The organism is Aurantiacibacter sp. D1-12 (assembly GCF_028858515.1).
In the GTDB taxonomy this organism is placed as follows: domain Bacteria; phylum Pseudomonadota; class Alphaproteobacteria; order Sphingomonadales; family Sphingomonadaceae; genus Alteraurantiacibacter.
Genome location: NZ_JAPJZJ010000001.1, coordinates 110446 through 123375 on the forward strand (window position 1 = coordinate 110446; position 12930 = coordinate 123375).

The following is a 12930-nucleotide window of genomic DNA, read 5'->3' on the forward strand; positions in this document are numbered from 1 at the left end:
GGGCAGCATTGCTGTCCGGCCCTTTTTCTTTGTCAGGACGGCTTGCTGCGGAAGCTTTCGCGCTGCTGCGCGTGGTGGCGATGCGGTGAGCTGGCTGCGCGCGCCTGTTCGTCCCGCATGGCTTCAAGCGATGCACCTGACAGCGGCATTTCAAGGTGGCGATAAACGCGGGCCACTTCTGTTTCCCAGTCGACATTGAGCGCATCAAAATCGACAACCGCATGCGGCCCATCAAAATCGGCCAAGGCTGCTTCCATCCGCGCGTCTCGCAGCGCGATTTTCCGGGTAACTTCGCCCTCGATCCAGTCCATATCCACCGCGTCTGACTGGATCGTCATCTGGTTGGCGACGAGCGATGCCGAGCTGCTCACCAGATCATCCTGATCGCGGCGCGTCACGATCACGCGGGCATCGGGGAACTCGGCCAGGATCGCAGGCAAATCCTCAGTGAACTGCGGAACCTTGAGTACACGCGGTCGATGGGTGTTCTCGTGCCAGCAAGCGTCGGTGCGCAGGATACGCCCGAATTCACGATAAATCGCCGCCGGATCGCGATCTTCGGAAAAGGCGGTGAAACTCGGCACACGCCATTGTGCTTCATAGGCACAGTGATCGAGTGCGCAGGCGAGCCAGCCAAGCTCTTCGTCGGGGCGGGTAGTGCCAAACGGGTGGATCGAATCGAGCCATGGATCGAGCGTACGGGCGAAGAGAAGCGTGAGCGCGGACCATGCCGGGCGCGTGTCGGGTTTGCGGGGAACAGGATGCCAGCTGTCGCAAAACCGGGTTGCCGCAAGGATAGGGTCAGCTGCCAGCAGGCGGTGGACACGCGTGGTACCGCTGCGCATCTGGCCGACGATGATGATCGGTGGGGCAAGCTCGGTTTCGATCAGATCGGGCTGCTGGCTCCAGAGCTCACCCAGTTCCAGCCTTTGCCGGATAACGCGGACCAGTTGCCCGTGCGCCATCGTCAGGCCGAGCGCGTTGAGCTTTGCCTCGCGTTGCAGGGATTCGGCCAGCACTTCCAGCCTTAGACGGAAGTCGGCCATGTCGGCTTCGCTGCGCGGCCCACGTTCGCCTTCTGCCGGAACATCGCGCAGTGCCTTGCCCCAGAGAACGTCCACGTCGAGCGAGGGGCGACTGGTGATGCCGCGTGCCCAGCTCTTCTCCAGCCATCCGCAAACCCGTTCAACATGAGGTGATCGCGCGAGAGGGTGAGGGCGGGGCGGTAAGCTCATGCGCTAGAACTGGTCCGCCGCGTCGTGCAGCTTGGTCAATCGCTTGGGCGCCACCATGCGCCAGCTACGTTCGATCCACTCGGTAACCAGGTCCCAGTCAACGCCCGGACGATTGAGAATGATCCCGACCCAGCCGCTGGCGCCGTAATAGGCGGGCTTGAAATAAGTTTCCGGCGCTGTCTCGGAAAGGCCGATAACCTCGTCCGGTCCGCTGGTTTTTACCAAAATCGAAATGTGCTCGGTCCCGTGGAACTGGTCGAGGAAGTGGGCGAAGAACTTCCCGCTTTTTCCGCCCGTGTGCCAAGCGGGTGAGCCGTGGCTTTCGCGGTGTTCGGCTTCGGGTTGGGCGAGAGCGAGTTTGCTCACCTTCTCCAGCAGCCAGTCCGCCCGATATTGCCGCCCGACATATTCGGCGAACAGGCGAGGGTAGAGCTGGTATTCGGCAAGTATCACCCGCGCGGCCAGGCTGTCTGCGGTGTCATCGGGCAGAATGGCGACGGGCACCTGACCCAGCAGAGGCCCCCCATCGAGCTCTGCTGTCACCAGATGGATCGAGCAACCACCGAACTTGTCTCCTGCATCAATGGCGCGCTGGTGAGTGTCGAGCCCCTTGTACTTCGGCAGCAGCGATGGGTGCGTGTTGACCATCCGGCCTTCCCAGCCGGCCACGAAGTCCTCTGTCAGGATGCGCATGTAGCCGCACAGGGCGAGATACTCTGCACCGCTTTCACGCAGGGCCGCGTCCATAATCTCTTCGTGCTCGCGTCGGTCCATGCCCTTGCTGGGATGGGCGAAGGTGGCGATGCCTTCAGCTTCGGCGATTTTCAGTCCCGGCGCATCGGGGCGGTTGGAGGCGACGAGGACTATTTCATAAGGGCAGCCCGGCAGACGGGACTGGAACAGCAGCGCAGACATGGTCGTGCCATTGCCCGAAAGCAGACAGGCGACCTTTACCTTGAGCTCACTGCCGTCAGGCATCGTGGCCGGCTTCCCAGTCTTCCTTGCCGCTCCAGGTGCCCGCAGAGCCGCGAACGGTGCAGCCGCGCTGACCTTCGGTGATAACGCCGATGTTGAGGACCTCTTCGCCAGCGTCGAGAAGCGAGGCGGTGACTGCATCGACATTGTCCGGCGACACGGCCAACACCATTCCGACGCCGCAATTGAACGTGCGCGCCATTTCGCCAGGCTCGATATTGCCTTGCGCCTGCAGGAACGCCATCAGTCGTGGCTGCTCCCAGCTATCGGCATCTACTACGGCGCGAGCCCCTTCAGGAAGGACGCGCGGCAGATTCTCCAGCAATCCACCGCCGGTAATATGAGCAAGAGCATCGATCTTTCCGGCCCGCACGACAGGCAGCAGGCTCTTAACGTAAATACGCGTCGGCTCGATCAGCGCATCGATCAACAGGCGATCTTGATCGAACAGGGCAGGGCGGTCGAGCCGCCACATCTTGTCCTTTGCCAGGCGACGGACGAGCGAGTAGCCGTTCGAATGTACGCCTGAACTGGGCAGGCCGAGCAAGACATGGCCGGGTGCAACGCGCTCCCCGGTCAGCTGCTCACCGCGTTCCACCGCGCCGACACAGAAGCCCGCTAGATCGTAATCGCCATCGGCATACATGCCCGGCATTTCCGCTGTCTCCCCGCCAATCAGCGCGCATCCGGCTTGCTGGCACCCCTCCGCGATCCCGGCGATCACACGCTCTGCGACGCCGTTGTCCAGCTTTCCGGTGGCGAAGTAATCGAGGAAAAACAGCGGCTCTGCGCCCTGAACGATCAGGTCATTTACGCACATGGCGACGAGATCGATGCCGACGGTATCGTGCCGGTCATTCTCGATGGCGAGCTTCAGCTTGGTGCCGACACCATCATTGCCCGCAACGAGCAGTGGATCTTTGTAGCCAGCCGCTTTGGGATCGAAGAAGCCGCCAAATCCGCCGATTTCGCCATCCGCACCCGGGCGCATGGTGGCTTTCACAAGGGGGCCAATCGCTTTCACGAGACGGTTGCCCGCATCGATCGAGACACCCGCCTGCTCGTAGGTGTAAGAAGTGTTGTCTGCGCTCATGGCACTGCCATAGTCTTTCGGGCTTGGATTTCCACTCGTCATTGGGCAAAAGGCACTCGATTTCCCCGATGAGCATACTTTCGATCACTTCTCGCCCCCAGGCATTGCGCAATCCGGCCCTGTTCGGACTGGTTGCGGCTGCATTGCTGTGCCTGATCGCGGGCGCTTCGCTCGTTGCGCAGGTCTCGGGAGATCGCGGTATCGCGCCCGTGGCGAGCAGTACCGATATCGATGTTCAGGGAATCGAAGTAAACGCGACCGGCGATTCGGCAGAGGATGCCCGCGCCAACGGCTGGCGGCAGGCACAGCGCCTCGCGTGGCAGCAGCTGGGTGGCCCGGCCATCCCCGATTCGCGGCTCGAATCGCTGGTGGCGGCCATAGTGGTGGAAGAAGAGCAGATTGGCCCGCGTCGTTATGTCGCAAGACTCGGCGTGATTTTCGATCGCCAGCGTGCAGGCTCGTTGCTCGGATCTTCGGGACGCCGCGCGCGGTCCGCGCCGATGCTCACCTTGCCGACGCTTATCTCGGGCGGAACACAGACGATGTTCGAGGTGCGCAATCCGTGGCAGCGCGCATGGGCGGAATACCAGTTCGGCAATAGCGCGATCGACTATGTGCGTCCCTCGGGCTCCGGCGGTGAATCGCTGCTCCTTACCTATGGTCAAACCGGTCGCCGCAGCCGTGCCTGGTGGAACAATATCCTCGATCAGTTCGGCGCGGCAGACGTTGTGGTGCCGATTGCCAATCTGGAATTCCAGTATCCGGGCGGTCCGGTGACCGGACGCTTCACCGCGCGCTATGGACCGGACAATCGCTATCTCGACAGCTTTATACTGGAGGCGGACAATGCCGCGCAGCTTCCCGCCATGCTCAATCGCGCGGTGGAGCGGTTCGACTCCATTTTCGCCGAAGCACTGGCATCGGGCCGCTTGCGTCCGGACCCGACTCTGACGCTCGACAATATCGAAATCAGCCCGGAAATCCGCGCCTTGCTCGACGAAGCGCGACGCGCCGAGGCGGCTGAACGTGCTGCCGCTGCAGGGGAGGATGATAGCGTCGCTTCTGCCGGACTTCCTGAAGGAGAGCAGCCCGCCACGCCAGACCAGCCTGCAGCAGCTGCGGCCACCTATGTGGTGCAGGTCGCGACCCCCGATGCAGCGTCTTACGACACGGCGCTCAGCAATCTGCGCGGTACGCCGGGCGTGAGCGGCGTGGCGATCACGTCGACAGCAATAGGTGGCAATTCGGTTATGCGCGTGACCTACTCGGGCGAGCTGTCCGCGCTCGCAGGCGCACTGCGATCACGCGGATGGGCGGTCAATGAAGGGCAGAACGCGCTCGGCATTTCGCGGTAGGTTTGGCCGTGGAGCAGATCGCATTACCTCTGAAGGCCGGAAAAGGCCCCGCAAGCATCGTCATCGGCCATGGAAATGCGCATGTCGCTGAGGCGCTGACTGCGCCCGAAAGTTGGCCCTTCTGCGCCGCTGTTCTCACAGGTCCGCCGCGTTCGGGGAAATCGCTGTTCGCGCGCTGGTTCGCCGAGAGCGGGAAGGGCGAGGTCATCGATGATGCGCAGGCGATGGACGAGGACGCTGTTTTCCACCAATGGAACCGCGCACAGGAAGGTGCCACCGCATTGCTTGTTATAGGCGGAGAGCCACCGTGGGACATTGCCTTGCCGGACCTTAAGTCGCGCCTTGGCGGTTCGCTGCAGCTCGAAATCGGGCAGCCAGACGATGACATGGCGCGCGACCTGCTGCTCTCGCTTGCGGAAGAGCGCGGATTGCCGTTGCGCAGCGATGCAGCGGACTATCTGGTTCCGCGCGCCAGCCGGTCACATGCGGCGCTGGAGCGGCTGGTGGAGACCATCGATCGCTTGTCTCTGGAACGAAAAGCCCCACCTAACCTTGGTATCTGGCGCGCCGCGCTTGAAGCCGTGCACGGCCCGGAAGAGCCGCGCTTGCTTTAGGCAGGTTTTAATGGGAAACTGGTTTGCACCATGTTTGAACGGTTGATCAGCTATCTGGACTCTATCCGTGAAAGGGATCCGGCACCGCGTTCGCGTTGGGAAATTCTGCTTTACCCGGGTGTTATTGCGCTGGGTTTTCATAGGGGTGCGCACTGGCTGTTTGAAGCCAAGTTGTTCTTCCTTGCGCGATTTGTGAACCACTTCAGCCGCTTCCTGACCGCGATTGATATTCACCCGGGTGCCAAGATCGGGAAGAACTTCTTCATCGATCATGGTTTTACGGTAATCGGAGAAACCGCAGAGATCGGCGACAACGTCACCATCTACCAGTGCGTGACGCTTGGCGGCACCAACCCGACCAATGGCAAGGGCGGAAAGCGTCATCCGACGCTGAAGGACAACGTCATTATCGGCTCGGGTGCGCAGGTGATCGGTCCGATCACAGTCGGCGAACGCGGCCGCGTGGGTGCCAATGCTGTTGTCACAGATGATGTGCCCGAAGGCGCAACGATGATCGGCCTGAAAGCCCGCTCCACTCTCGTACCGGCAGAGGAATGGGTGAAGGAATTCATTCCCTATGGCACGCCTTGCGATGATCCTTGCGCAGAGGGTGAGAGCAGCGATTGTGTCGAGAAGCTGCAAAAGGACGTGACGCGGCTACAGGAACAGCTTGAAGCCCTACAAAAGCAACGCGCAGGCAAAGTTGAACCCGCACCTGACCTGTTCGCTGAGCGGAAGAGTGGCACCAAGAGCTGATGCAGCCGGGACCGGTTTCTCCCAACGTTATTGCATTCCCCGGCAACAGGCCGCCATCACAAGTCGGTTTTGACCGGCAGGAACTCGCACGCATTCTCGACCTTTACGGGCGTATGGTCGCAGCGGGTGAGTGGCGCGACTATGCGATGCACTTTGACAAGCACTGTGCGAGTTTTGCCGCTTTTCGCCGCACTGCGGAAGTGCCGCAGTTGCGCGTCGAGAAACGTCCTGCAATGCGCAACAGGCAGGGCATGTGGGCGCTGTTTGGAGAGCAGGGGCAGGTGCTCAAGCGCGGGCATGAGCTTAGTAATGTACTCGCTCCGGTCGAGCGGCGGCTTGTGAAAGTAATCGAAGACTGACAGCAACGTTCAGCCAACGTGCTCCGAGCTCGCTATTTGTGCTTTGCGCCGTCTAATCCCGATTGTCGCTAGCGTGATAAGCGTCGGGAAAAGAAATCCCATGAAATATGACAGCGGGTGGCGGCCTTCGGTGAAGTCCACCTGAAAATCGGTCAGATGCGCCCATAATTGCGTTCCCACCAACGAGCCGATGCATATCCACATCAGCCACAGACCTCCCCGGACACCCAATAACACGCACGACAGGCTGATAGCTATCGCTGCACGCAGGGCGGATTGGAGATACTCGAACCCGGTATGCGTGCTGCTGCCCGGGGAGATGTAGAGATCGAACAACGTGTACGTGTGATACCCTATCAGCAAACCAGCAAGAGCCAGAATTACAAGGCGTAACACCAGCTGGAGGCTGTCAAATCGTGAATTTGTAGCAGAAGCCATATTTTGAACCTTCCCAAGAAAAACCGGGCCCACGAACAATGCGCGGGCCCGGCACTTGTCGTTACGATCTCAGGCAGCGGGTGCCAGAATCCCGACTACAGGGAGTTTTTCCTGCAAATCGCTTGGCAACTTGCTTACTAAGCTGCCGCGGATGCCTGGCCAGAAAGCGGACAGCATCAGCAATGCAGAGCCGATGACCAGAGCAGTCAAAGCAACGCTCAGCTCAACCATGCCGTATTCGCCGAATAGTTCTGATAGTGCGAAGAGCACATAGGCGAGGGCAGAGACAAGAAGCGCACGGCGATCGATGGCGAGGGCCACGAGGCCGAAGGCCAGATAGACCACCAGCACCAGCACAGCGCCTGCGACGCCCACGGTGCTGCCATCGTTGATGCCAAGCCAGTGGAAAATCGGGTGCGCGATCATCGGAGCGGCGAGCAGGTGCAGCCAGAAGGCAACGTCGCTGCGGCGGGTTTGCCGCGCACGATCGCTCATGTCCCAGCGCATCGCGAAGGCGAAAATCGCAAGGCCAGCGATAAAGACGAGAGCGAGCAAGACCTGCTCCGGATTCTCTAGTGTGTCAGGCCCGATGGCCGTGACGATCAGCGCAATCACCGATGCAGCCACCGTCGCAGCAAGCGCGGCAATGGTGATCGGTACCATGAAGCGCCGCCAGTGCACGAATGCGCCCACTGCGCCCGAGATGAAAGTGAGCGTGATCAGCCCGGCAATCACACGATCATTCTGGTCCAGATTGGTCTCGCTCAGCACTTCAATAGGTGCAGCAATAATCCCGCCGACAAAGGCGAGCAGCAAAACGATTGAGGGCAGCGCCATACGGCGGCGCTTGGTGAAAAATTCGGCCATGAACCAGGCCGCAACAGCGACAAGCACGCCTGCCAGTCCCGGGGCGATGGCGCCGCCGATACCGGCCATGGCAACCAGCAGCAACACCGCCGCGATGGTCACAAAGATATCGTTGAATGAATTGACGAGACGGAAGTTCTCTTCATCCGTCACCGGCATCTTGCGAGCGTGCGCGACATGGCTGCGCAAGGCCTCGGCTGCTTCTGCGCTGATTGCCCCACCAGCCACAGCATCGCGAAGATCCTGTTCGCTATACATACAAATCCTCCCCACAGGAGTTGTCCCAGCGGAGAAATGTAGCTTACTGTATTATTAAGTCAATACACTAGAGTGAGCGGATCGAGGGGGCAAGTTCCGCGAAGGCGCTGATCACCGCATCCGCGCCAAGCTTGGTCACCGGCTCGTCGCAATAGCCGAACGAGCAAGCGACAACCGGAAGTCCGGCAGACTTGCCTGCGCGCACGTCGTAGGTTGTGTCCCCAACCATCACCGCGCGGCCACCGCCGCAGTCTGCAATAGCTGCGTGGAGCATATCAGGTGCGGGCTTGGCATTTTCCCGGCCCAGAGTATCTCCGCCATAGATGACAGGAAAGAAGTGCGTCATTTCGAGCGCGTCGAGCAGTTCGCGAGCCGGTTTCTCTGACTTGTTCGTACAGATTGCCAGTTTTGCTCCGGCGGTCTGGAGCTCTTGCAGCGCCTCGATACAGCCGGGGTAGGGCACGGTGTTCACCGCAATATTGTCCCAGTAGAAGTCGAGCAGGGCACGGGTAAGCTGGCGATACTCCCCATCGTCAATCATGCCGCCGGTTGCCTCAAGCGCTCGGGTCAGCATCATATCCGTCCCTCCACCTATCAGCCCGCGCGATGTGTTTTCACTTACAGGATCGCGTCCGATCTCTGCGAGGGCATGATTGACCGCAGGGCAAAGATCACGCGCGGAATCCACCAGCGTTCCGTCAAGGTCGAACAGGACAATATCAAAGGGAATGTTGCTCATCGGCTCACGCAAATAGAGTGCGATATGGAAACCGCAATCATTTGGTGGCATGGGCCATAACCATGAGTGAAAAGAGACCGATTGCCGCCATTATCCTTGCCGCGGGCAAGGGCACGAGGATGAAGAGTACGCGGCACAAGGTGCTGCACGAAGTGGGCGGACGTTCGATGATCGAACATCTGCTGGCGAGCGTTGAAGCCCTGTCACCGGTAAAGCTCGTCACCATTGTGGGTGAATCGCGCGAGCAGTTGCACGAGGCGCTCGGTGATCGCTGCGCTTTCGCGGTGCAAGAACCACAGCTAGGCACGGGCCATGCCGTTCAGCAGGCAGAGGAGGCCCTGGCAGGGTTTGAGGGTGATGTGCTGGTTCTGTATGGCGATGTGCCGTTCGTATCGACCGCCACGATGCAGGCGATGGTTGACCGGCTGAACGCTGCAGACGCTCCGTCATCGGTGGTTTTGGGCTTCGAACCGGAAGATCCGCTCCGCTATGGCCGCGTGATCGCGGAGCAGGGGCAGATCATCAAGATGGTCGAGTGGAAAGATGCTAGCGAGGAAGAACGCGCCTGCACCCTTTGCAACTCCGGTTTGCTGGCGGCGAAAGCTGAAGACCTGTTCGCGCTGCTTAAGCGTGTTTCGAACGACAATGCGCAGGATGAGTACTATCTGCCCGATATCGTCAATATCGCGATTGCGGACGGTGACAATTGCGCGGTTGTCTCGACTGAATGGCCTAACGAGGTTGCCGGGATCAACAGCCGCGCGGAACTCGCTGCCGCCGAAGCGCAGTGGCAGGAATACAAGCGCATGGAAGCGATGGATGCCGGGGTAACTCTGCGCGGTCCGGAGACAGTTTTCTTCAGCTGGGATACCGAGATTGCCGAGGATGTGGTGATCGAGCCGAACGTCGTCTTCGGTCCGGGCGTGTCGATTGCTAGCGGCGCGCACATCAAGGCGTTCAGTCACCTTGAAGGCGCGACGGTTGGCGAGAGTGCCGAAGTTGGCCCTTACGCACGCTTGCGCCCTGGCGCGGTGATGGAAGCGGGCAGCAAGGTTGGCAATTTCGTTGAGATGAAGAAGGCGACGCTGGGTGAGGGCGCGAAGGCGAGCCATCTGACCTATCTCGGCGATGCAACAGTCGGGGCGGGCGCAAATATCGGCGCGGGTACGATCACCTGCAATTATGACGGCTATTTCAAGCATCAAACCAAGATTGGTCCGCGTGCTTTCATCGGATCGAATAGTGCGCTGGTCGCCCCGGTCAACATCGGCGCGGATGCGATTGTCGCAGCAGGTAGCGCAGTCACTCGCGATGTCGCTGATGGAGAGCTGCGGATGGTGCGTGCGGAACAGCTCGTAAAACCGGGCTGGGCCGATCGCTTCCACGATGCGATGAAGAAAAAGAAGAAGGCTGAAGGCAAGTGAGTGATCGCTACGAGGGTAAGCCGTTCCTCCGTCTGCTCGATTCCTATGTGCTCGACACAATCGGGCACCTGGATGAGGCCAATCAAAAATGGCTGAAAGAAGCAGAGCCGTTCTTTCGCGAAACTTTCGGTGTGAATGGTAGCTGGCGTGAAATCGTCGCCGGGAGAATGGAATTTCCTGACAATATGGAAGCTGCCATTCAGGAACTGTGGGATAAGGGCCGCATTCGCTTTCTTCAAGAAACGGGTGAACAGCCGGACCCGGTCCAGTTCACCCATATGTTTGTCGACAAAAATTTCCCGCATTGATGCACTCAAGGCGCTAGGCAGTTTTGCACCTTGTAATGATATCATAGTATGATATCATTCCGGTTATGCGAACGCTGGTCGAAATACCCGATGACGATATCAAGTGGCTCGACCGCATGGCCGAGGAGCGTGGAATTTCGCGTACGGCAATGGTGCGTGAAGCGGTTGCTCAAATGCGCAGCGGCACTTCGCGCAAGGCGGTGGACGATTTCTTCGGCATTTGGCGTGACCGCGCGGATGTGGGGGATGGGCATGCATTCCAACAACGCGTGCGCAAGGGCGGGAAGGGCTAATGGGCGGTGTCGTTTTCGACAGTGCGATCCTGGTGGACGCGCTGGTAGGCCTGTCCTCTGCGCGTACGGAGATTGTGCGCAGCCCGGATCGCTGGATCACGCGTATCGGCTGGGCAGAGGTGCTGGCTGGATCGCGCGGCGATGCTGGCCGGATCGAAGACTATCTCGGCCACTTCAAAATCATTGAGCTCAATGAAGAGATAGCCCGCCGAGCTGCAGGCCTTGTCGAACAACGTCCTGTGGTTGCCCTGGCAGACGCCATCGGCCTTACCGCTGCGCAAGTGACCGGTCGCATTTTCATAACCCGCAACACCAACAGCTTTCCGGCCAGCATGCCGGGCATTCGCATCCCGTACTCTCTTTAAGGAACCCAGCCCCTATGTGTGGAATCATTGGAATTGTCGGTAAAGAAGAAGTCGCTGATCGGCTTGTCGATGGGCTGCGGAGGATGGAGTATCGCGGGTATGACAGCGCGGGGATTTGCACTGTCGATGGCGGCGAGCTGGTTCGTCGCCGTGCCGAGGGCAAGCTTGTAAACCTCGCGAAAGAGGTGGCCGGAAACCCCGCTTCGGGAACCATTGGTATCGCACACACAAGGTGGGCCACGCATGGCGCGCCCACATCCCAAAATGCGCACCCGCATTCAACCGGTGATGTCGCGCTTGTCCATAACGGCATCATCGAGAATTTCAGGCCGTTGCGCCAAGAGCTTCAGCGGCGTGGGCGTGTCTTCGAAAGCGAAACAGATACCGAAGTTGTCGCACATCTTGTTTCCGAAGCGGTCGAAAATGGATCAACGCCGCAAGAGGCGGTCAAAGCAGTCCTGCCGCGGCTGCGGGGAGCATTTGCGCTAGCAATCGCCTTTCGCGAGCATCCCGACATGCTGATCGGCGCGCGGCTCGGGTCTCCGCTGGTCGTGGGATACGGTGACGGCGAGACCTATCTGGGGTCGGACGCACTCGCTCTGGCACCACTCACACAGAGGATTGCGTATCTGGAGGAGGGCGACTGGGTTATCATTTCCGCTGAAGGAGCGCAGATTTTCGACAGCGCAAACAATCCGGTGGAACGTGAAGTCACCACTTCCGGCGCGTCGGCAGCTGCTATTGAGAAGGGGCCGTACCGCCACTTCATGCAGAAAGAGATTTTCGAGCAACCCACTGTGGTTGCCCAAACGCTCGCTTCTTATATCCGGCGAGAGGACAATACTGTTGCGCTGCCACAAATCGACTTCGATCTCGCAGGGATCAACCGCGTCACCATTGTCGCCTGTGGGACCTCTTTTTACGCCGGAATGGTTGCCAAGTACTGGTTTGAACAGTTCGCGCGCTTGCCCGTCGATATCGATGTCGCCAGCGAGTTTCGCTATCGCGACCCAGTGCTAGAGCCCGGTGGTCTGGCGCTCTTCATCAGCCAGAGCGGGGAGACGGCAGACACTCTGGCTGCCCTTCGCCATTGCAAGGATCAGGGACAAACCATTGCCGTGGTTGTCAACGTGCCGACCAGTTCGATGGCGCGCGAAGCAGATCTTTTGCTGCCGACCCATGCCGGTCCGGAGATCGGCGTTGCCAGCACCAAAGCCTTTACTTGCCAGCTCGCTGTTTTGGCGGCTTTGGCGGCGCATATGGCGATCAAACGCGGGCGGATTGACCGGACTGAGGAAGGCGAGATCGTCCGTCACCTGATTGAGGCACCTGCCGCGCTTAATGCCGCGCTGGATCACGATCAGGATATTGCCGGCATGGCTCATCTTATCGCGCCAGCGCGTGACGTGCTTTATCTTGGACGTGGGGCCGACTTCCCTTTGGCCCTGGAAGGTGCGCTGAAACTCAAGGAAATCAGTTACATTCATGCCGAAGGTTACGCTTCAGGTGAAATGAAGCACGGACCAATTGCCCTGATTGACGAAGCCGTGCCGGTCATCGTTCTCGCGCCCTCCGGACCTTTGTTTGAAAAGACCGTCTCCAATATGGAGGAAGTGCGCGCGCGCGGCGGCAAGGTTGTACTGATTTCTGATGCCGAAGGAATCGAGCAGGCGGGTGAGGGCTGCATGGCCACGATCGAAATGCCCAAAGTACATCCGTTGATCGCGCCCCTTGTGTACGCTGTGCCCGTGCAATTGCTCGCCTACCACGTCGCTGTCGCCAAAGGCACCGACGTTGATCAGCCGCGCAACTTGGCGAAGTCGGTAACGGTCGAGTAACAGCCCACCGATT

At 59.8% G+C, this 12930-nt stretch carries 15 protein-coding genes; 9 read left to right on the forward strand and 6 right to left on the reverse strand.

All coding sequences use genetic code 11. The features are described 5' to 3' along the window. Nucleotides 1–32: 32 nt before the first annotated feature. Genes OOZ52_RS00620 through purM form a run of 3 tightly spaced genes read right to left on the reverse strand, consistent with a single transcriptional unit; the run spans nt 33 to nt 3303 of the window. Nucleotides 33–1235, reverse strand: a complete 1203-nt coding sequence (locus tag OOZ52_RS00620; RefSeq protein WP_274696548.1) for a sulfotransferase family protein — start codon at nt 1233–1235, stop codon at nt 33–35. Nucleotides 1236–1238: 3 nt separating this feature from the next. Then, the gene (gene purN, locus OOZ52_RS00625; RefSeq protein WP_274696549.1) at nt 1239–2213 is read right to left on the reverse strand and encodes a phosphoribosylglycinamide formyltransferase; all 975 of its coding nucleotides are present in this window, start codon (nt 2211–2213) and stop codon (nt 1239–1241) included. Next, the gene (gene purM, locus OOZ52_RS00630) at nt 2206–3303 is read right to left on the reverse strand and encodes a phosphoribosylformylglycinamidine cyclo-ligase (protein ID WP_274696550.1); all 1098 of its coding nucleotides are present in this window, start codon (nt 3301–3303) and stop codon (nt 2206–2208) included. Before purM ends, purN begins: the two co-directional genes overlap by 8 nt. Nucleotides 3304–3371: 68 nt before the next feature. On the opposite strand from purM, the gene OOZ52_RS00635 reads away from it, so the two are divergent. The 4 genes from OOZ52_RS00635 to OOZ52_RS00650 are packed head-to-tail and all read left to right on the forward strand — an operon-like array spanning nt 3372 to nt 6387. Beyond that, nucleotides 3372–4658 (forward strand): heavy-metal-associated domain-containing protein, encoded by a 1287-nt coding sequence (locus OOZ52_RS00635; RefSeq protein ID WP_274696551.1) that lies wholly within the window; start codon nt 3372–3374, stop codon nt 4656–4658. An 8-nt stretch (nt 4659–4666) separates the two neighbouring features. Then, the gene (locus OOZ52_RS00640; RefSeq protein WP_274696552.1) at nt 4667–5272 is read left to right on the forward strand and encodes an HdaA/DnaA family protein; all 606 of its coding nucleotides are present in this window, start codon (nt 4667–4669) and stop codon (nt 5270–5272) included. A 30-nt stretch (nt 5273–5302) separates the two neighbouring features. Then, the gene (gene epsC, locus OOZ52_RS00645) at nt 5303–6028 is read left to right on the forward strand and encodes a serine O-acetyltransferase EpsC (RefSeq protein ID WP_274696553.1); all 726 of its coding nucleotides are present in this window, start codon (nt 5303–5305) and stop codon (nt 6026–6028) included. Continuing rightward, nucleotides 6028–6387, forward strand: coding sequence for a DUF2794 domain-containing protein (locus OOZ52_RS00650; RefSeq protein ID WP_274696554.1), 360 nt, complete (start codon nt 6028–6030; stop codon nt 6385–6387). The genes epsC and OOZ52_RS00650 overlap by 1 nt, the downstream gene beginning before the upstream one ends. 9 nt (nt 6388–6396) lie before the next feature. On the opposite strand, the gene OOZ52_RS00655 is transcribed toward OOZ52_RS00650, so the two are convergent. The 3 genes from OOZ52_RS00655 to OOZ52_RS00665 form a co-directional block, all read right to left on the reverse strand. After that, nucleotides 6397–6825, reverse strand: coding sequence for a hypothetical protein (locus tag OOZ52_RS00655; RefSeq protein ID WP_274696555.1), 429 nt, complete (start codon nt 6823–6825; stop codon nt 6397–6399). 69 nt (nt 6826–6894) lie between these two features. Beyond that, nucleotides 6895–7950, reverse strand: a complete 1056-nt coding sequence (locus OOZ52_RS00660) for a hypothetical protein (RefSeq protein ID WP_274696556.1) — start codon at nt 7948–7950, stop codon at nt 6895–6897. Nucleotides 7951–8017: 67 nt separating this feature from the next. Then, nucleotides 8018–8689, reverse strand: coding sequence for an HAD-IA family hydrolase (locus OOZ52_RS00665; RefSeq protein WP_274696557.1), 672 nt, complete (start codon nt 8687–8689; stop codon nt 8018–8020). Between the two features lie 62 nt (nt 8690–8751). On the opposite strand from OOZ52_RS00665, the gene glmU reads away from it, so the two are divergent. The 5 genes from glmU to glmS all read left to right on the forward strand — a co-directional run bounded on the left by glmU (nt 8752) and on the right by glmS (nt 12917). After that, on the forward strand, nt 8752–10113 hold the full coding sequence (gene glmU / locus OOZ52_RS00670; RefSeq protein WP_274696558.1) for a bifunctional UDP-N-acetylglucosamine diphosphorylase/glucosamine-1-phosphate N-acetyltransferase GlmU: 1362 nt from the start codon (nt 8752–8754) through the stop codon (nt 10111–10113). Further along, on the forward strand, nt 10110–10421 hold the full coding sequence (locus tag OOZ52_RS00675; protein ID WP_274696559.1) for a hypothetical protein: 312 nt from the start codon (nt 10110–10112) through the stop codon (nt 10419–10421). The genes glmU and OOZ52_RS00675 overlap by 4 nt, the downstream gene beginning before the upstream one ends. Before the next feature lie 65 nt (nt 10422–10486). Beyond that, a complete protein-coding gene (locus OOZ52_RS00680) occupies nt 10487–10714 on the forward strand; it encodes a ribbon-helix-helix domain-containing protein (protein WP_274696560.1) in 228 nt (75 codons plus the stop codon). Then, nucleotides 10714–11079, forward strand: coding sequence for a PIN domain-containing protein (locus OOZ52_RS00685; RefSeq protein ID WP_274696561.1), 366 nt, complete (start codon nt 10714–10716; stop codon nt 11077–11079). The genes OOZ52_RS00680 and OOZ52_RS00685 overlap by 1 nt, the downstream gene beginning before the upstream one ends. Before the next feature lie 14 nt (nt 11080–11093). Beyond that, nucleotides 11094–12917 carry a glutamine--fructose-6-phosphate transaminase (isomerizing) gene (gene glmS / locus OOZ52_RS00690; protein WP_274696562.1) on the forward strand — a complete coding sequence of 608 codons (1824 nt, stop codon included), beginning with the start codon at nt 11094–11096 and terminating at the stop codon, nt 12915–12917. Nucleotides 12918–12930: the final 13 nt, after the last annotated feature.

Bases quoted from the DNA above. Each gene is read 5' to 3' on its own strand.
- OOZ52_RS00620 (WP_274696548.1), bottom strand. From the start codon at position 1,235: ATGAGCTTACCGCCCCGCCCTCACCCTCTCGCGCGATCACCTCATGTT.
- purN (WP_274696549.1), bottom strand. From the start codon at position 2,213: ATGCCTGACGGCAGTGAGCTCAAGGTAAAGGTCGCCTGTCTGCTTTCG.
- purM (WP_274696550.1), bottom strand. From the start codon at position 3,303: ATGAGCGCAGACAACACTTCTTACACCTACGAGCAGGCGGGTGTCTCG.
- OOZ52_RS00635 (WP_274696551.1), top strand. From the start codon at position 3,372: ATGAGCATACTTTCGATCACTTCTCGCCCCCAGGCATTGCGCAATCCG.
- epsC (WP_274696553.1), top strand. From the start codon at position 5,303: ATGTTTGAACGGTTGATCAGCTATCTGGACTCTATCCGTGAAAGGGAT.
- OOZ52_RS00650 (WP_274696554.1), top strand. From the start codon at position 6,028: ATGCAGCCGGGACCGGTTTCTCCCAACGTTATTGCATTCCCCGGCAAC.
- OOZ52_RS00655 (WP_274696555.1), bottom strand. From the start codon at position 6,825: ATGGCTTCTGCTACAAATTCACGATTTGACAGCCTCCAGCTGGTGTTA.
- OOZ52_RS00660 (WP_274696556.1), bottom strand. From the start codon at position 7,950: ATGTATAGCGAACAGGATCTTCGCGATGCTGTGGCTGGTGGGGCAATC.
- OOZ52_RS00665 (WP_274696557.1), bottom strand. From the start codon at position 8,689: ATGAGCAACATTCCCTTTGATATTGTCCTGTTCGACCTTGACGGAACG.
- glmU (WP_274696558.1), top strand. From the start codon at position 8,752: ATGAGTGAAAAGAGACCGATTGCCGCCATTATCCTTGCCGCGGGCAAG.
- OOZ52_RS00680 (WP_274696560.1), top strand. From the start codon at position 10,487: ATGCGAACGCTGGTCGAAATACCCGATGACGATATCAAGTGGCTCGAC.
- OOZ52_RS00685 (WP_274696561.1), top strand. From the start codon at position 10,714: ATGGGCGGTGTCGTTTTCGACAGTGCGATCCTGGTGGACGCGCTGGTA.
- glmS (WP_274696562.1), top strand. From the start codon at position 11,094: ATGTGTGGAATCATTGGAATTGTCGGTAAAGAAGAAGTCGCTGATCGG.